Origin of the sequence: Micromonospora parathelypteridis, assembly GCF_014201145.1 — a bacterium.
Classification (GTDB): Bacteria; Actinomycetota; Actinomycetes; order Mycobacteriales; family Micromonosporaceae; genus Micromonospora; species Micromonospora parathelypteridis.
Window position 1 is genome coordinate 5,907,978 of sequence record NZ_JACHDP010000001.1, and the last position, 17,979, is coordinate 5,925,956.

Sequence of the window (17,979 nt, forward strand, 5' to 3'; positions counted from 1 at the left end):
GCGTTGGGAGTGTCACATCGGATCGGGCTTGTCATCAGCGGCCAGCGTCATCGCCACTTCGATGATCGTGTCCTCCTGGCCGGCCACGACCCGTCGGCGGCCGAGCTCCATCAGGATTTCGCGGGGGTCCACCCCGAAGCGGTCCGCGGCTTGGCGTACGGGCTTGGCGAACCCGGAGAAGACTCCGGCGATGCCGCTGGTGATGGTGATGCTGTCGTTGGTGGGGACATGTTTGACGAACCGGTCCTCGGCGAGGTCGGCCGCGTCCAGGGCGCCGAAGAGGTCCACCCCGGACGCGATCTCCCGCACGTGCAGGTTCGCCGCGATCAGCTCCAGCGGAGCGTTTCCGGCCCCGGCGCCGAATCCCCGGGAGGTGACGTCGACGATCGTCGCACCGGCCGCGATGGCGGCCATGCTGTTGGCCACGGCCAGCCCGAGGTTGTTGTGCGCGTGGAAACCGACGTCGATGTCCAGGTGCTCGACGACGGTCCGGACCTTCTCGGTGACGTCCCGCGGTGTGTAGGCGCCGGCCGAGTCCATCAGCACCACGGCCTCGGCGCCGAAGTCCTGCATCATCCTGGCCTGTTCGGCCAGTTTTGCCGCAGGCGCCATGTGGCTCATCAGGAGCATGCCCTTGACCGTGATCCCCATCGCCCGAAGCATGGTGATCTGCTGCCGGGTCACGTCCGCCTCCGTGCAGTGGGCGCCGACCCGAACCTCGTCGACCCCGCAGTCGAGGGCCGGCTTGAGATGGCCCTCGACGGTCGCGAACCCGGGGATCGACAGCACACCGAGACGCGCCTTGCGCAGCTCCTCCTTGGCCGTCGTCAGCATCTCCGTGTCGCTGAGCGCGGCCATGCCGACCTGGATCGTGGAAGCGCCGAGGCCGTTGCCGTGGCCGACCTCCACGACGTCCGCGCCCGCGAGCTCGGCGGCCCTTGCGTAGGCGCGGATGTCGGCCTCACCGAGCTGGTGCGAGACCGCGTGGTTGCCGTCCCGTAGCGTGGTGTCGCAGAGAGACAGGCGACTTCCGTTGGTCCTCATACCGATCTCCCCGATCGCGCCTCGGCCGCCGCCACGGCCGCGCACGTGATGATGTCCAGGTTTCCGGCCGCGCGCGGCAGCCAGTCACCGCGACCCTCGACCTCGACGGTGATCATGATTCGGTTGGAGTCCCTGACCGGTGGGACGACGACGCGGTACCCGGGAACGTAGGTTTGGATCTGCTTCTCCATGAGCTCCACCGCGGCTCGAAGGGCGTCCATGTCGACGCGTTCCGACGCCAGGGCGGTGATGGAGTTGCGCATGACGATCCCGGGCTCGGCGGGGTTGATGATCAGTACGGTCTTGGTCCGGTCGACGTCACAGAACTGGTGGGTGGCCTTCTGCGTGGTGACGACGTACTCATCGAGGTTCGCTCGGGAGGCCGGGCCGACGCTCGCGGAAGAGCTCGCCGACACGATCTCCACGTAGCCGAGGCCGTCCGTCGCCTCAGCGACACAGACCGCCATTGGAACCGCTGCCTGTCCGCCACAGGTGACCATGCCGAGATACCGCTCGTTCAGGCATTCGTCGAGGTTCAGCGCCGGTACGCAGAACTTCCCGAGGTTGGCCGGAGTCAGGTCGATGAATGACGGGCCGAGCGGCTCGATGATCGACCAGTGCCGGGCCGCGTCCCTGGCCGATGTCGCATCGAAGACGATGTCGATGCGATCGGCGATGTCGACGATCGCATCGATGCCCTCCACGCTGGTGGGTACACCGTGCGAGTCGGCCAGCGCGATGCCGGGTGATCCGGCACGGCGCCCCGTGAACATCTCGCAGCGCAGCGCGGGGGAGTCGATGACCTTCAGGAGCAGGTCGGTACCGATGTTCCCGGTGCCGACGATCGCCACGCGAAGCGGGTCCGTGGTTGACGTCATCAGCGCAGCCATGCCGGTCTCCTTTGGTTGGTGGGAGTTCTCAGGCGGCCGGCACCGCGAGTTTGCCGGCGACAAAGGCATCGATGACATTGATCGTCCGGAAGTTCGCGATATCGAGGTCATTTCCGTTCGCAGTGACACCGAAGGTGTTCTCCACGAACATCACGAGCTGGACCGCGAACAGGGAGTTCACGTAGCCGGTCGCGAAGATGTCCTCGTCGTCGCCAACGGTGAGGCCATTGATGTGGCTCCCAACGAAATCGCGGATGATGCCGAGACGCTCGTTCATGATTTCCTGCTCCTTCTAGATGTTGTAGGTGAAAAAGCCGCGGCCGGTCTTCACGCCGTGGTGACCGGCGTACACGAGCTTGCAGAGCAACTGGCTGGGCCGGAACTTCTGATCGCGGAAGTGGTCCTGCAGGACCTCGAGCGAGTACAGGACGGTGTCCAGGCCGATGAGGTCGGCCGTGGCCAGCGGACCCATCTTGTGGCCGAAGCACTCGACGAACAGGCGGTCGATGTCGGCCGCCGTGGAGACACCCTCGTCCAGCAGACAGATGGCCTCGTTGACCGTCATCATGGCCACCCGGTTGGTGACGAACCCCGGTGAATCGTTGACGACGACGCTGTCCTTGCCGGCGCGCGAGATCACGTCACGCGTGCCCGCGATGGTGGCGTCCGAGGTGTGGTAGCCGCGGATGACCTCGACCAGAGGCTTGATCGGCGCGGGGTTCATGAAGTGGGTGCCGATCACCCGGTCAGCCCGCCCGGCGTGGCCGGCCACCTTGGTGATGGGGATGGCCGAGGTGTTGACGCCGAAGACGCAGTGCTCCGGGCAGATCCTGTCCATCTCGACGTAGAGCGGCCCCTTCACCGCCCAGTCCTCGGTGACGTTCTCGACGACGAAGTCCGCGTCGGCGAGCCTCTTGAGATCCGTGGTGAGCTCGATGCGGGACAGCACCTCGGCCGGCTGTGCATTCGACGCCGGATCGAGCATCCGGTAGAGCCGTACATTGCGCTCGATGAGCCGAGCCGCGCGCTCCAGCGTCGCCTCGTCGACATCGACCAGGACGACCGGGAAGCCGCCCGCGGCGAACAGATGGGACACGCCGATGCCCATGGTTCCGGCACCGACCACGCCGATGTTCTTCACTTGCGCGTACCTCTCTGCTGGGGACGGGTAGCGCCGTCGGTGGATCGGCCGGGGGCCCGGAGGCCCCGCTCCAGCCGCGTCCGAGGGTTGGCGCCGGATTGACAGAACTGGATGGTCGTGGCCATCGTTGACTCCGGTCCGGCCGCTCAGGCCGCGGTCATCTGTTGGCGCAGGCTGAGGGGTCGCATGTCGGTCCACACCTGTTCGATGTGGTCGAGGCAGACCTGCTTGGTGCCTTCCACGCCGGCGCTTTTCCAGCCGGGCGGTACGGTCCGGCCGGTTGGCCAGATCGAATACTGTTCCTCGTCGTTGACCACGACGGTGTAGTGCTGTTCCTGCTCGGACACGTCTTCTCCCATCGCAGCCTCCGAGAGCCGTCGAGGCGGCCCTGCTTGGTTGTCTGCGAGGCTGACGGTCGACGCTTTCGCCGGCCTTTCAACCGCCTTTCCCGCCCGGTCGCCACCGGCCACCGGCAGGCGGGAGGGGGCGCACGAGCACGCCGGCCCGCCGCGAACCGCACGGCGGAGATAGGACGTCGACAGCCCGGCGAAAGAACGGCCGCGTAGCACTGCGGTGTGACCCCGACATCGACTCTCATCGGCCAAGCGGGCGACGTCTCGGCGGCGCCTCGCAGCGACTACCTCCGCCCTGCCGACCTCGACGAGGCGCTGCGGCTGCGTGCCCGGGCCCGCGGTGCCGTGGTCGTCGCGGGCGGCACCGACCTGATGGTGGCTGCCAACCTGCGCGGGTGGGCGCCGGCGGCGCTGCTGGACATCAGCCGTGTGGATGAGCTGTGCCGGGTGGACGACACCGGCGGGCTGATCCGGCTGGGCGCCGGCGTCACCTTCGGCACGATCCTGCACGGGTATGCGCACCGACTGCCCGGCCTGGCCCTCGCGGCGCGGACGGTCGGCTCTGCCCAGATCCGCCAGCGGGCCACGCTTGGCGGCAATCTGGCTACCGGTTCGCCGGCAGGTGACAGCCATCCCGCGCTGCTTGCCCTGGACGCACAGATCGAAATGCGGTCGCTGCGTGGCGCCCGGCTGGTACCACTCGCCGACTTCTTCCTCGGACCGCAGCGCACCGTACTCGCCCCGGACGAGCTGATCACTGCTGTCCTCGTCCAGCCGCACACCGGTCCGCAGCTGTTCGCCAAGGTGGGCCGCCGATCCGCCATGGCCATCGCGCTGTGCTCGCTCGCCCTGTCCATTCACCCGAACGGGCAGCGGGTGCGGGTCGCCTTCGGCGCGGCCGCGCCCACCGCGCGCCGCGCCTGGGCCGCCGAACGCTTCCTCGTCGAGTCGATGCGTGCTGTCGGCGGTGACACCCTTCCAGCCGAGCTGGTGGCCGAGTTCGTCCGGCTGGTCCGAGAGGCGGCCGATCCGATCGACGACATCCGCACCACCGCCGACTACCGCCGGCACGCACTGGGTGTGCTCGCCGAGCGGGCGGTGTGCCGCGCCTGGCGGGAGGTTCAATGCGACTGACGATGAAGGTCAACGGCCGGCCGGTGGTCGCCGACCGCGTAGCGCCCGAACGCAGCCTGCTGCGGTTGCTGCGCGACGACCTTGGCCTGACCGGCACCAAGGACGCGTGCGAGCAGGGCGAGTGCGGCTCGTGCACCGTGCTGCTGGACGGCGGGTGCGTCAACGCGTGCCTGGTGCCCGCCGGGCAGGCCGACGGCGGCTCGGTGGAGACCGTGGAAGGGCTCGTCGACGTCCCGGCGGTGGTCATCCTGCGGGAGGCGTTCCTCGCGGCTGGCGCCGTCCAGTGCGGCTTCTGCACGCCCGGCCTGCTCGTGGCGGCGCAGGAGCTGATGAGCCGGCGCGTCGAGCCGAGCGACAACGACATCCGGGAGGCGCTGGCCGGCAACCTCTGTCGGTGCACCGGCTACGTGACCATCATCCACGCGGTGCGCTGCGCGTGGCGAGCGAGTCGGGAGGTGCGATGACCACGGTTACCGGCCGCCCGGTCGCGCTGACGATGGCCGGTTCGGCGGGCATCGGCGCCAGCCCTCGCCGGCCCGACGGGCCGCTGAAGGCCCGCGGGGAGTTCGCGTACTCCTCTGACCTGCGGCACCCGCAGGCGCTGTTCGGCGCGACCCTGCGCAGCCCGCACCCCCGGGCGCGCATCGTGGGCATCCGCGCGGAGGCGGCCCGGCGGCTCGCGGGCGTACATGCCGTGCTGACGCACGCCGACCTGCCGGCCGCCCGCACGACCGGTCTCGACCGCCGCGATCAGCCGGTCCTTGCCGGCGACCGGGTTCGATACCAGGGAGAACCTGTCGCGCTGGTGGCGGCCGAGGACGCCGTGACGGCCCGGCGTGCTCTCTCGCTCATCGAGGTCGAGTACGCGGTGGAAACCCCGCTGACCGACCCGTGGCGCTCGGCGTTCGATCCGGACGCCCCGCTGGTGCACGACGCGTACGACAACGTCGTACGCCACCAGCGCATCCGGCGCGGCGAGGTCGCGGTTCCCGCCGCGGTGGTGGTGCGCGGCGAGTACCGGGTGGGCATGCAGGACCAGGCCTTCCTCGGACCCGAGTCCGGGCTGGCCCTGCCCGCCGCCGACGGCGGCGTGGAACTCTTCGCCGCGACCCAGTGGCTGCACGTCGACCGCGACCAGCTCGCGGCCGTGCTGGGCCTGCCGCCGGAGAAGGTACGGCTGACGCTGGCCGGCGTCGGCGGGGCGTTCGGCGCCCGGGAGGACCTGTCGATGCAGGCGCACGCCTGCCTGCTCGCCCTCACCTGCGGGCGGCCGGTCCGGATGGCGTACCTACGGGACGAGTCGTTCGTCGGCCACGTCCACCGGCACCCGGCGATCCTGCGCTACGAGCACGGCGCGGACCACGACGGCCGGCTGGTCTACGTGCGCGCCGAGGTCATCCTCGACGGTGGCGCCTACCAGTCGTCGACCGCGGCGGTCGTCGGCAACGCCGCCTCGCTCGGTGTCGGCCCGTACGAGGTACCCAACGTCCTGGTGGACGTCTATGGCGTCTACACCAACAATCCGCCCTGTGGCGCGATGCGCGGCTTTGGCGCCGTGCAGACCTGCTTCGCGTACGAGTCGCAGATGGACCGCCTCGCCCGCGCGTGCGGCCTGGAGCCCCTGGAGGTGCGCGCCCGCAACGCCGTGCGCCAGGGGTCCCGGATCGCCACCGGACAACTGGTGGACGCCCCGATCCCGATCGCGGAGATCCTCGACGCGTTGCGCGCCACGCCGCTGCCGCCGCCCGCGGACCCACTCGACCCGCGCGATCTGCCCGGCGGGGTAGGGGCCACCACCGGCGGCGAGGGCGTGCGGCGCGGGGTGGGATACGGCATCGGCATCAAGAACATCTGCTACTCGGAGGGGTTCGACGACCACTCGACCGCCCGGCTACGGCTGGAGCTGCGCGATGACGGACCAATGGCGATCGTGCACACGGCCGCCGCCGAGGTCGGCCAGGGGTTGCTGACCGTACTGGCCCAGATCGTCGCGACCGAACTGCCGGTCGAACGGGTGGAGATCCTGCCCGCGGACACCAATGTCGGGTCCGCCGGATCCACCTCGGCCTCGCGGCAGTCGTACATGACCGGCGGCGCGGTGCAGGCGGCCTGCGCGGCGATCCGCGCCCGCCTGGCGGCCGTCGCCACGAGCCTGTTTCCGGGCCGGGCCGACGTGCCGCTGGCCGAGCTGCTGCGGCACGGACCGGTCGAGGAGACCCGCGAGTTCCACCACCGGCCGACGGTGCCGCTGGACGCCGATGGACAGGGCGCTTCGCACGTGCAGTTCGCCGTCTGCGCCCACCGGGCGGTGGTCGACGTCGACGTCGACCTGGGCCTGGTCCGGGTGGTCGAGCTGGCTGCGGTACAGGACGTGGGCCGGGTCCTGCACCCCGTGTCCCTGGCGGGCCAGATCCACGGCGGCTCGGCCCAGGGCCTCGGGCTGGCGCTGCTGGAGGAGGCGGTCGTGGTGGACGGCGTCATCCGCAACCCGTCCTTCACCGACTACCTGATCCCCACGATGCTGGACATGCCCGAGATGACCCTGTCGATCCTCGAACACCCCGATCCGCACGCGCCCTACGGGCTGCGTGGCGCGGGTGAGCCGCCCACGCTCTCCAGCACCCCGGCGATCGTGGCGGCAGTCCGCGACGCCACCGGCGTCGACCTCCACCGCGTGCCCGTACGCCCACAGGACCTCACCACCGCGCCCCCGCCGGAGCCGTGGGGCTGGTGGGCCGACGCCGGCGCGGACAAGGCAGCGGCAGTCGACCGAAACCATGACCGAGAGGTGACATCGTGACCGAGACCCTTCCACGCGTCGATTTCCCGTTGGCACCGGCGCCGCACCAACTGCACCGTCGCGAGCACGGCGACGATGCCGTGCTCGCGACGGCCACCGCAGTGGGGCGGTTCGAGCGCCTCGCCGCCGAGCGGCCGGACGCCCTCGCGATCGTCGATGGCGACGAGCGGGTGACGTACGGTGAATTGAACGCCCGCGCCAACCGCCTGGCCCGTGCCCTGGCCGACCGCGGGGTCGGTCCGGAGAGCAGGGTCGCGCTGCTGCTGCGCCGGGGGGTGCCACTGATCACGGCCCTGTGGGCGGTGCTCAAGGCGGGTGGCGCCTACGTGCCGCTGGATCGGAACCTGCCTGTCCTCCGGCTGCGGCAGATGCTCGACGACGCCCGACCGGCGCTGATCCTCGACGAGGAGGACCGGGTCCTGCCGTCCGTCGACGGTCGACCGGTCCTCACCCTGGCCGAACTCGGCTCCGACCCCTACGACGACCGAGACCTCGGGGTGGTCAACCACCCCGAATCGCTGGCGTACGTCATCTTCACCTCGGGCTCGACCGGTCAGCCGAAGGGCGCGGCCATCACGCACGGCGGGCTCGCGAACTACCTCACCGCGATCGGTGCGGTGCTGGGCGACACCGGCGGTCGGGATGGCGCACCGCTGCACTCGCCACTGAGCTTCGACCTGACCGTCACCGCCCTGTTCCTGCCGCTGACCACCGGGCGCCCGGTGTGGGTGGTGCCCGAGGAGAACACGCTGGACCATCTGGCCGACCTGCTGGTCCGCCCCGATCTCGACTTCCAGGTGGTCAAGCTGACCCCGACGCACTTCGAGGCGCTGCGCCCGCGTGTCGTGGGCCGGGGACCGATCGACTCGGTCCACTCCTTCGTGGTGGGCGGCGAGGTGCTGTCGCCAGAGTCGGTCCGCGACTGGCGACGACTCGCGCCGCGCGCCTTGATCGTCAACGAGTACGGCCCCACCGAGACGGTTGTCGGCGCGGTGATCAGCGTCGTCGACGACCCGGGCGACCTCGTACCGATCGGCCGGCCACTGTCGAACTACACGGCCCACGTGCTCACCGACGACCTGGAGCCGGTCGCCCGGGGCGAGGCGGGCGAGCTGTACCTCGGCGGGGCCGGAGTGGCGCGCGGATACCTGCACCGGCCCGGCCTGACCGCCGAGCGCTTCGTGCCCGACCCGTTCGCCACCCGTCCGGGCACGCGCCTGTACCGCACGGGTGACATCGCCCGCAGCAGGCCCGACGGCGTCCTGGACTTCCTGGACCGGGTCGACGACCAGGTCAAGATCCGCGGATACCGGATCGAGCTCGGTGACGTCCGCAGTGCCGTGCTGGCCCATCCGGCCGTGGCCGACGCGGTGGCCGTGGTACGCGAGCGCAACGGCGACAAGGCCATCGTCGCCTACCACGTGGTGGCGCCGGGCACCGAAGCGCCCGCGCACGCCGATCTCGCCCGGTGGGCGGCCGAGCGACTGCCCACCTACATGGTGCCGAGCGCGTTCGTGGCGATCGACGCCGTTCCGGCGAACAGTAACGGGAAGGTCGACCGCAAGGCGTTGCCCGAGCCGCCTGATCCCGCTGAGCTGGGGGAGTCGCCCTACACCGCTCCGCGTACCACAGTGGAGCGGACTGTCGCGGACCTCTGGTCGACCGCGTTGGGTGTCCGCCAAGTGGGCATCCACGACGACTTCTTCGATCTCGGCGGGCATTCCCTGCTGGCCAGCCAGATCGTGATGGCCTGCGCCGACGCATTCCCGCTGTTGCCCGAGCACACCATGCTGCGCGACATGTTCCGCTACCCGACGGTGGCCGGGTTCGCGGCGACGCTCGAGGAGGGCCTCGCCGAGGTCGCGACGCAGGACCAGCTGACCGCCGCGCCGCAGACGCCCGGCGCGATCGATGACGCCGGGCCGACCGACGGGTCGGCCCGGCTGCCGCTGGCCCAGGAGCGGCTGTGGTTCCTCGACCAGCTCAACCCGGGAAGCCCCGAGTACCTCATTCCGATGGCGCTGCGGATCACCGGCCCGCTGGACGTCGAGGCGCTCCGCGCCGCCCTCACCGCGGTGGTCGAGCGGCACGAGGTGCTGCGCTCCCGGTTCGAGGTACGCGACTCGGTGCCCGCACGGGTGCTGCGCCCGGCTGGCGACTTCCGGGTCGAGGTCCGGACGGTGGCCGAGGACGCCATTGCGGCCGAGGTCGCCGCCGAGGCGGTCCGGCCCATCACGCTGGAGTCCGAGCTGCCGCTGCGCGCGGTGCTGCTGGCCTGCGGTCCGCAACTGCACGTCCTGTGCCTCACCGCCCACCACATCGCCTTCGACGGCTGGTCGCACCGCATCCTGCTGGAGGAGCTGGCCGGCGCGTACGAGGCGTTCACCGGTGGCCGAGTGCCCGACTGGCCGGCCCTGCCCGGCCAGTACGCCGAGATCGCGCTGCGGCAGGATGCCCAGCTGAGCGGCGCGACGCTCGAACGCAAGATCGACTTCTGGCAGCAGTCGCTCGCCGGCTCGGTGGCCACGGAGGTGCCGCCCGACCATCCGCGGCCGCCGCGCCGGTCGACCTGCGGGGACACCCGAGTGGCGCAACTCCCCGCGGAGCTCACCGACCGGATGACGGCCCTGGCGCGCCGGCACGGCGCGACGCCGTTCATGCTGCTGTTGGCGGCCTCGGAGGCCCTGATCGCCCGCTACGGCGGCCGGTCGGACGTCACGATCGGCACGACCGTCGCCGAGCGCGCCCGGCCGGAGACGGCCGACCTCATCGGGCTGTTCGTGAACATCCTGGTGCTGCGCAACGACCTGTCCGGCGATCCGACCTTCACCGATCTCCTGGTGCGCACCCGCGACCGGGCCGTCGAGGCGTACGCCCACCAGGACGTGCCGTTCGACCACCTGGTGCGGATCATGGAGCCGACGCGGGACCTGTCCCGGACGCCGCTGTTCAACATCCTGGTCAAGTACAACAGCGCGCCCACGGTCCCGGCCCGGCTGCCCGGGCTCGGCGTCGAGGTGTTGCCGACCCCCGACGAGGTGTCCAAGTACGACCTGATGCTGAACTTCGACCTGACCGACGAGGGCCTCGAATACGGCGTGCAGTTCGACACGGCGCTGTACGACGCCCCCACGATCGAACGGTTCATGACCCAGTTCCACGCCGTGCTCGAGCAGGTCGTCGCCGATCCGGGGATGCGCCTGTCGATGCTCACCTACAGTGATGCCGAGCCCTGCCTCCGTGGCCCCGACGCGGCACTTGACCTGGAAACCCTGCTGCACGAGGGAATCCGGGCGCAGGCGCGGCGTACGCCGGACGCCGTCGCGGTCTCCGGGCCCGACCGTGCCCTCAGCTACGCCGAACTGGACCGGCATGCGGCCCTGGTCGCCGCGCGCCTGCGCGACAGCGGGGTGGCCATGGACGAGCCGGTGGTGCTGTGCATGGACCGATCGGTCGACATGGTGGCCGGACTGCTGGGCATTCTCCACGCGGGCGCCGCCTACCTGCCGATCGAGACCGACACGCCGCAGGCGCGGATCGTCCAGATCGTGGGGGACTCCGGTGCCCGGGTAGCGGTCGTCGACCCTGGGGTCGCCGACACGTTCATCGGCATCGGCTGCGGGGTGGTGACACCCGTCGCCCTGGAGCCGCTGCACGACCTCGACGAGGTGGAGGCGGAGGCCGGGGCGGCCGGACAGGACCGCCGGGGCGAGGGGCGCAGTCTCGCCCTGTGCTCGGTGTACTACACCTCGGGCTCCACCGGCCGGCCGAAGGGCGTGGCGAGCAGCCACCGCGGCTGGCTGAACCGGATGGCCTGGATGCAGCGGCACCACCCGCTCACCGCGGGCGACGCCGTCCTGCACAAGACCACCCTCACCTTCGACGACGCCGCGGTGGAGATCCTCTGGCCGTTGCTGGCCGGCGGACGGGTCGCGCTCCTGCCGCCGCGCCTGCACCTGGATCCGCGGGCGATCATCGACGCGGTCATCGCGAGCGAGGCGGTGCACGTGCAGTTCGTGCCCAGCGTGCTCGACCTCTTCCTGCAGGCGATCACGCCCGAGGACGTCGCCGCCATGGGGAGGCTGCGGTCCATGCTGTCCAGCGGCGAGGCCCTGCGCCCGCGACTGGTGCGGCGGTTCCACGAGGTCTTCGGCGACCGGGTCACCCTCGACAACACCTGGGGGGCCACCGAGGTCTCGATCGACTCGACCTGCCACGTCTGCGTGGAGGCGGACGGCGTTGGGACCGCCGGGTCGGTCGCCATCGGCACCCCGTTCGACCACAACGAGGTGTGGGTTCTGGACGAGAACCTGCGGCCGGTGCCGGACGGCGCCCCCGGCGAGCTGTGGATCGGTGGCCTCGGCCTGGCCCGCGGCTACCTCAACAACCCGGCCCTGACCGCTGCCGCCTTCGTGCCGCACCCGACCCGGCCAGGGGAGCGGCTGTACCGAACGGGCGACTGGGGTCGCCGGCGCGCCGACGATGAGCTGATGTTCCTGGAGCGGCGCGACGACCAGGTGAAGATCCGCGGCGTACGCACCGAGCTCGGCGAGGTGACGGCGGCGCTGCTGGGCTGTGCCGGCGTCGCCGACGCCGCGGTGATCGCCTGGGAGGCCGTGCCCGGTGACAAGCGGCTGGCGGCGTACGTGGTGCTGCGGTCGGACGCGCCACCCACCACGGCGATGATCCGCGAGCATCTCAGCTCGGTGCTGCCCCCGTACGCGGTGCCCACGTCGATCCATGTCCTTGCCGCGCTGCCTCGGCTCGGCAACGGCAAGCTGGACCGGCAGCAACTGCCGCCTCCGCAGGCCGGGGGCGCCCCCACGCCGGACGAGTCGGCCCCGCTCGCGAATCCGACGCAGGAGGTGGTCGGCCGGATCTGGGCGGAGGTGCTCGGGATCGAGCGGATCGGCCCCGACGACGACTTCTTCGCCATGGGCGGGCACTCGCTGCTGGTGACCCGCGCGGTGATGCGGATGCGCGGCGCGTTCGAGCTGCACGTGCCGATCGGCATGATGTTCGAACGTCCCACGGTGGCTTCGGCGTCGTCCTGGGTCGAGGAGGCCATCCTCGCCGAGATCGAGGCGATGACCGAGGACGAGGCGACTCGGCTGGCGAGCTGATGCGAACCGGGCACGCGGTCGACGTCGACGTCTGGTGGGCGGAACACCGGCGGGCCGACCCGGCCTGGCTGCCGCTGCTGGAGCCTGGCGAGCGGGAGCGCTACGACGCCTACCGGCGTCCCGACGACCGGGCCCGGTTCCTCACCGGCGCCACACTGGTACGCCGGCTGTTCGCCCAGCACCTGGGCGTGCAGCCGGCCCGCGTTCGCCTGACGCGGACCTGTCCGGACTGCCCCCGCCCGCACGGCAAGGTGCGACTGGACCGCCGGGCACACCCGCAAGGCCCGCCGATGGAGGTGTCGGTGTCCCATTCCGGGCAGTGGGTGGTGGTGAGTACCTGTCGGAGCCGCCCGGTCGGGGTGGACGTCGAACGGTTGGACCCGACGTTGGACCACGCCGCCCTCGGCCGGTTCGCGTTGCCCTCCGACGAGCTGCGAGCGTTGCGGGATCTGCCCGTCCCGGCACGGGCGGCGCCCTTCACCCAGAGGTGGGCGCGCAGGGAGGCGGCCGTCAAGGCCACCGGTGCGGGTCTGCGTGTCCCGGTTGGCAGCCTCGAGCTCGTACCGGCCGCGCCCGGTGGGTGGATCGGGACGTGGCCCGGACGGCCCGACCTGCCCGTCGTGCGGGTGTACGACCTGGACAGCGATGACGAGCACCGCGCCGCGGTCGCGGTGCTCGGATCGGAACCTGCCGTCATCGCCAACCACGACGCGGCCGCGGTGCTGCGGTAGGAGCGGAACCGTCCGCCCCAGCAGCCCGCGGCCGTGGCCGTGGCCCTAGGAACGCGCCTCCCAGGCCGGAACGGGCTCGTCCGGGTGGTCGCACATCCGCCGTACGCACTCGTAGAAGTCGGCCCGCATCCGCGCCACGGTGGCGACGTCGAACACCGCCCCGCGGTATTCCCAGTAGCCGCCGAACCCGTTCGACGAGCGGACCAGAGACACCGACAGGTCCAGGGACGAGGTGCCGCGGAAGAGTTGGTCCTCGGTCACCTCGACCCCCGGCACCCGCAGCGGGGTCGGCTCCATTTCGTACACCTGGAACATCACCTGCACCATCGGCTGACGCCCCCGCACGCGACGCGGACGAAGGTCGGCGACGATGTGCTCCAGCGGCAGCTCCTGGTGCGCCATGGCGGCCAGACAGCGTTCCCGTACCCGGGCCAGCAGCTGGCGGAACGTGGGCCGGTCGGACAGGTCGACCCGGATGGGTACGGCGGTGATGAAGAATCCCACCAGCTCTTCCCATTCGGGTCGGGTCCGGCCGGCCGCCGGCGCGCCGATGACGAAATCGGACTGGCCACCGGCGCGGCCGATCGTCACGGCGAACGCGGCGAGGAATCCCATGAACCGCGTGACGCCGCAGGCCGCCGCCAGGTCCGCCAGGGCCCCGGCCACGTCGGCCGGGACCTCGTCGCGCAGGACCCCGCCGCGGAAGTCGGATTCGGCGTCCGGTTCGCGGTCGAACGGCAGGGCGATGGCGGGCGGTGCTCCGGTGAGCTCGCGCCGCCAGAACGCGCGGTCGCCGTCGAGCTCCGCGCCGGCGAGTCGGGTCCGTTGCCAGGCGGCGTACTCGGCGTACCGGTGGCGGGGAGCGGGCGGCGCCGCCGGCCCGGTGCCGCCGGCGTCGGCCAGCAGGGCCGACAGGTCGGCGCGCAGGATGTGCTCCGACCAACCGTCGATGATGATGTGGTGCGCGACGAGGGCGAGGACGTGGTCGTCCGGGCCGAGGTGGCACAGCAGCCACCGGATGCCCGGCTCCAGGTCCAGCCGGTACGGGCGGGCGTCGAGGTCGAGGGTGGCCCGGTGGGCCGCCGCCATCGGGTCGGTCTCGCCGGACACGTCCACGACCGGCACCGTCACCGGAGCCGGCGGGATGACCCGCTGTACGGCGGTGCCGCCCTGTCGGCCGATGACGGTGCGCAGGATGTCGTGGCGACGGTGCAGCTCGGTCAGCGCCCGGTCGAGGAGCGTTCGATCCAGCCGCCCTCGCAGCCGGAACACGTTGACCAGGCCACCTCCGCCGGTGCCACCCTGGATCTGCGACATGATCCAGAGGCGCTCCTGGCCGAAGGACAACGGTGCATCGCCGACGACCGGCGCGACCGAGCGGGTCGCCATTCGGGCCCGTCGGTCGAGCAGGCGCTGCGTCGCCGGGCGCGGCGCGGCCGTGCCGTGCTCAGCCATGCTCCTCCTCCCATCGCACCAGCGCCGCGGTGAAGTCGGCGAGAACGGGGTGTTCGAACAGCGTCCGAACCGGAAGGTCGACGCTGAACGCCTGCCGGACGTGACCGACGACCCGCGTCGCCGCCAGCGAGTGCCCACCCAGCGCGAAGAAGTCGTCGAATGCGCCGACCACGTCGAGCTTCAGCACCTCGCGCCAGATCTCGGCGCACGCCTCCTCCAGCTCGTCCCGCGGCGCCACCCGCTCTTGTGGGTCGACTGCGAGAAGGTCCGGCAGCCTGGCCCGGTCGAGTTTGCCGTTGGGCGTCTTGGGCAGCGCGGCGTCAATGCTCACCCTCGCCGGGACCATGTAGTCGGGCAGGGTGCGCGAGCAGTGTTCCCGCAGGGCGTCCTCGGTGACGACCGCGTCGGCCACGCCGACGTACGCCACGAGCCGTCCGTCGCGGGCGACGACCACCACCTCGCGGACCGCGGGAAACGCGGCCAGGCAGCTCTCGACCTCCCCAAGTTCGATGCGGAACCCGCGGACCTTCACCTGGTGGTCCAGGCGACCGAGATACTCCAGTACGCCGTCCGAGCGCCATCGCACCAGGTCGCCGGTCCGGTACAGGCGGCCGCCCGGGCTGCCGCCGAAACCGTCGGGCAGGAAGCGCTCGGCGGTCAGCCCGGGCCGCCCGAGGTATCCGCGGGCCAGCACCTCGCCGCCGAGCAGCAGCTCACCCGGCACGCCAACCGGGGCGAGCGTGTGGCCGTCCTGGACGACGAACGCCCGGATACCGGGGAGTGGACGACCGATGGGCAGGCTCGCTCCCTGTTGGACGCCAGCCTCGACCCGGTAGCTGGTGGACACGATCGACGCCTCGGTCGGGCCGTAGAGGTTGATGACCGTCCGGCTCGCCGCCCACTTCTCGGCCAGCGGGACGGGGCACGCCTCGCCGGCAACCATGATCGTCTCGGGGACGACCGACTCGTCGACGATCCCGGCCAGCGCCGACGGGGGCAGCAGGGCGGCGGTAGCCCGGGTGCCGCCCAGCATCCGCTCCAGGTCGGTGTGCGCCACCGCCTCGAGGTCGGGCAGGCAGAGCGACGCCCCGGCGCCGACGGCCATCAGGGCCTCCAGCACCGATGCGTCGAAGTTCGGCGACGCGAACTGCAGCATGCGGTCGGCCGGCGAGAACGGGACGGCGTGCCGTTGTCCCGCGCTGACCACCGCGAGGCCGCGATGTACCACGCCGACGCCCTTCGGTCGCCCCGTCGAGCCGGAGGTGTAGATGACGTACGCCAGCCCGTCCGGATGCAGGGCCCTGACCGGATTGGCGGGCGACGCGGCGGCCAGCTCGCTGCCGAGGTCGTCGAGGTCGACGGCGGTGCTGCCGGCGGGCACCCGGGCCGTCAGCGGTCCGCGGGTGAGGACCAGGGTCGGCCGGGCGTCGTCCACCATGTACTCGGTGCGGGGCGCCGGGTAGTTCGGATCCAGCGGAAGGTAGGCGCCACCGGCTTTGAGCACGCCGAGGGCGCCCAGCAGCACGTCCGCGCGGTCGTCGAAGAACAGCCCCACGACGGCTTCCGGGCCGACTCCGCGGGCCTGCAGCGCGTGGGCCAGCCGGTTCGCGTCGGCATTGAGCTCGGCGTAACTGGCCCGAACCCGGCCGCTGAGCGCCGGGAAGTCCGGGCGGCGTTCCGCGACCGCCTCGAACGCCGACGGCAGCGTCCAGCCGGCGTCGACCGGTCGGGCCGGGCTGGAGAACGCCGCGATGGCGGCACGTTCCGGTGCGGTGACGATCTCGAACTCGGTGATCGGCCGGTCCGGCTCGGTGAGGGCCGCGTCCAGCAGTCGCACGTAGTGTCCGTGCATCCGTTCGATCGTCGCGGCGTCCAACAGCCCGGCGTCGTAGTCCCAGTAGCAGTGGTACCCGTCGCGCTCCCGAGCGATCGTCAGCACCAGGTCCGCGCCGGCAATCCGGCTCGCGCTCGGCAGCGGCTCCAGCACGGCGTCCGGCAGGCTCAGCGGCTGCCGCTCCAGGTCCGCCAGTTGGAACATCACGTCGAAGAACGCCCGGCGTCCGTTGGCCCGGTCCGGCCGCACCGTCTCGACCACGGTGTCGAAGGGCACGTCCTGGTTGGTGTACGCGTCCAGGACGACCTCCCGGGACCGGCCGACCAGATCGCGCAGGCTCGGCCGGCCGGACAGGTCGGCCCGCAGCGCGACCGCGTTCGCGAAGAACCCGACCACCCGTTCGGTTTCCGGCTGGGTCCGTCCGGTGCACAGCGTCCCGACGAGCACCTCCTGGTGCTGGCCGTACCGGCCCAGCAGAGCGGCGTATCCGCTGAACAGCACAGTGAACAGCGACGCCCGAGCCGACCGTGCGGTGGCGTTGGCGGAGTCGACCAACCCGCCCTCCAGCATCGCCGCGAACCGGCGCATGTCCTGCCGCTCGCGGGCCGCGGTCCGCAACGGTAGGGCCAGCCGCGGCGGGTCGGCGGGCAGACTGTCGCGCCAGTACGCCAGCTGCCCGGCGCACTCGGGCCCGGCCAGCCAGTCCCGCTGCCAGGCGGCGAAGTCGCCGTAGGTGTGTGCCGGGACAGGGTCCGTCGACGGCTCGCCGGCGTGCCAGCGGGCGTACGCCTGGGCCAGGTCCTCGTGCAGGACCTGCACCGACCAGGGATCCGCGATGAGGTGGTCCATGGTGAGCAGCAGGGTGTGGTCGGCGGCGTCCGTGGTCAGCAGGACCGCCCGGTAGGTCTGACCGGTGGCCGGGTCGAAGCGGTTGTCCAGCTCCCGCTCGGCCCGTTCGGCGACGGCGCCGGCCGGGTCACCGAGCGGCGAGAGGTCAGCCACCTCCAACGGCACCCGGGCAGGCGGGTCGACCACGCAGGTGAGCCGGGCGCCGTCGACAACGAACCTGGTGCGCAACGCGTCGTGACGGGCCGCCACCTCGTCCAGGGCGCGCCGCAGGGCCTCCAGATCGAGGTGCCCACGTATGCGCAGGCCCATCTGAAGGTTGTAGGCGGGCGCCCCGTCGGCGAGCTGCTCGGCCACCCACATCCGCTCCTGGGCGTGCGACGCCGGCCGGGCCGGGACCTCGCGAGGCGCCGCCGACGGGGCGGTCGCGGTCGCATCGGATGGGGAAAGGTCTGCCACCGGCCCTCGAACGTACGAGCCGGTTGGCTGGAACTGAGAGATGGTCATCGGTGACGCCTCTTCGGGACGTGGGGATGGGTGGCGGCAGGGCCCCGTTGCGGCCCGGCTGTTTATCAGCCGGGCCGGCGCATCGGGATGACCGGTGCGCCGGCCCGACTGTTGTCAGCGA

12 protein-coding genes are annotated in these 17,979 nt (G+C 71.6%); 5 read left to right on the plus strand and 7 right to left on the minus strand.

Features of this window, described 5'->3' with window-relative positions; genetic code table 11:
• Window positions 1–12 precede the first annotated feature (12 nt).
• From dmpG to HNR20_RS26775, 5 genes are all read right to left on the minus strand, one after another.
• Window positions 13–1,044, minus strand: a complete 1,032-nt coding sequence (gene dmpG / locus HNR20_RS26755; RefSeq protein ID WP_184185254.1) for a 4-hydroxy-2-oxovalerate aldolase — start codon at window positions 1,042–1,044, stop codon at window positions 13–15.
• Complete coding sequence (locus HNR20_RS26760) at window positions 1,041–2,063, minus strand: acetaldehyde dehydrogenase (acetylating) (protein WP_229687293.1); 1,023 nt, start codon at window positions 2,061–2,063, stop codon at window positions 1,041–1,043. The genes dmpG and HNR20_RS26760 overlap by 4 nt, the downstream gene beginning before the upstream one ends.
• A complete protein-coding gene (locus HNR20_RS26765) occupies window positions 1,963–2,211 on the minus strand; it encodes an acyl carrier protein (protein ID WP_184185257.1) in 249 nt (82 codons plus the stop codon). Before HNR20_RS26765 ends, HNR20_RS26760 begins: the two co-directional genes overlap by 101 nt.
• Window positions 2,212–2,226: 15 nt before the next feature.
• Window positions 2,227–3,075 carry a 3-hydroxyacyl-CoA dehydrogenase family protein gene (locus tag HNR20_RS26770; protein ID WP_221309926.1) on the minus strand — a complete coding sequence of 283 codons (849 nt, stop codon included), beginning with the start codon at window positions 3,073–3,075 and terminating at the stop codon, window positions 2,227–2,229.
• A 146-nt stretch (window positions 3,076–3,221) separates the two neighbouring features.
• The gene (locus HNR20_RS26775; RefSeq protein ID WP_184185260.1) at window positions 3,222–3,434 is read right to left on the minus strand and encodes an MbtH family protein; all 213 of its coding nucleotides are present in this window, start codon (window positions 3,432–3,434) and stop codon (window positions 3,222–3,224) included.
• A gap of 216 nt (window positions 3,435–3,650) precedes the next feature.
• Here HNR20_RS26775 and HNR20_RS32795 point away from each other — a divergent pair, with 216 nt between their 5' ends.
• The 5 genes from HNR20_RS32795 to HNR20_RS26800 are packed head-to-tail and all read left to right on the plus strand — an operon-like array spanning window position 3,651 to window position 13,216.
• Window positions 3,651–4,562: an FAD binding domain-containing protein gene (locus tag HNR20_RS32795; protein ID WP_221309927.1), complete on the plus strand. Its 912-nt coding sequence runs from the start codon at window positions 3,651–3,653 to the stop codon at window positions 4,560–4,562.
• On the plus strand, window positions 4,553–5,026 hold the full coding sequence (locus HNR20_RS26785) for a (2Fe-2S)-binding protein (protein WP_184185263.1): 474 nt from the start codon (window positions 4,553–4,555) through the stop codon (window positions 5,024–5,026). The genes HNR20_RS32795 and HNR20_RS26785 overlap by 10 nt, the downstream gene beginning before the upstream one ends.
• Window positions 5,023–7,362 carry a xanthine dehydrogenase subunit D gene (gene pucD, locus HNR20_RS26790; protein WP_184185266.1) on the plus strand — a complete coding sequence of 780 codons (2,340 nt, stop codon included), beginning with the start codon at window positions 5,023–5,025 and terminating at the stop codon, window positions 7,360–7,362. The genes HNR20_RS26785 and pucD overlap by 4 nt, the downstream gene beginning before the upstream one ends.
• Entirely contained in the window at window positions 7,359–12,485 is a 5,127-nt protein-coding gene (locus HNR20_RS26795; RefSeq protein ID WP_184185269.1) for a non-ribosomal peptide synthetase, read from the plus strand. The genes pucD and HNR20_RS26795 overlap by 4 nt, the downstream gene beginning before the upstream one ends.
• Window positions 12,485–13,216, plus strand: a complete 732-nt coding sequence (locus tag HNR20_RS26800) for a 4'-phosphopantetheinyl transferase family protein (protein WP_184185272.1) — start codon at window positions 12,485–12,487, stop codon at window positions 13,214–13,216. The genes HNR20_RS26795 and HNR20_RS26800 overlap by 1 nt, the downstream gene beginning before the upstream one ends.
• Window positions 13,217–13,261: 45 nt before the next feature.
• Here HNR20_RS26800 and HNR20_RS26805 read toward each other — a convergent pair whose 3' ends face one another.
• A complete protein-coding gene (locus HNR20_RS26805) occupies window positions 13,262–14,671 on the minus strand; it encodes a condensation domain-containing protein (protein ID WP_184185275.1) in 1,410 nt (469 codons plus the stop codon).
• Window positions 14,664–17,858, minus strand: coding sequence for a non-ribosomal peptide synthetase (locus HNR20_RS26810; RefSeq protein WP_184185278.1), 3,195 nt, complete (start codon window positions 17,856–17,858; stop codon window positions 14,664–14,666). The genes HNR20_RS26805 and HNR20_RS26810 overlap by 8 nt, the downstream gene beginning before the upstream one ends.
• Window positions 17,859–17,979 lie beyond the last annotated feature (121 nt).

What these genes read in the sequence shown, in the direction of transcription:
- HNR20_RS26800 (WP_184185272.1), top strand. Translation starts at nt 12,485, where the DNA reads ATGCGAACCGGGCACGCGGTCGACGTCGACGTCTGGTGGGCGGAACAC.
- HNR20_RS26765 (WP_184185257.1), bottom strand. Translation starts at nt 2,211, where the DNA reads ATGAACGAGCGTCTCGGCATCATCCGCGATTTCGTTGGGAGCCACATC.
- HNR20_RS26805 (WP_184185275.1), bottom strand. Translation starts at nt 14,671, where the DNA reads ATGGCTGAGCACGGCACGGCCGCGCCGCGCCCGGCGACGCAGCGCCTG.
- HNR20_RS26785 (WP_184185263.1), top strand. Translation starts at nt 4,553, where the DNA reads ATGCGACTGACGATGAAGGTCAACGGCCGGCCGGTGGTCGCCGACCGC.
- HNR20_RS26810 (WP_184185278.1), bottom strand. Translation starts at nt 17,858, where the DNA reads ATGACCATCTCTCAGTTCCAGCCAACCGGCTCGTACGTTCGAGGGCCG.
- dmpG (WP_184185254.1), bottom strand. Translation starts at nt 1,044, where the DNA reads ATGAGGACCAACGGAAGTCGCCTGTCTCTCTGCGACACCACGCTACGG.
- pucD (WP_184185266.1), top strand. Translation starts at nt 5,023, where the DNA reads ATGACCACGGTTACCGGCCGCCCGGTCGCGCTGACGATGGCCGGTTCG.
- HNR20_RS26775 (WP_184185260.1), bottom strand. Translation starts at nt 3,434, where the DNA reads ATGGGAGAAGACGTGTCCGAGCAGGAACAGCACTACACCGTCGTGGTC.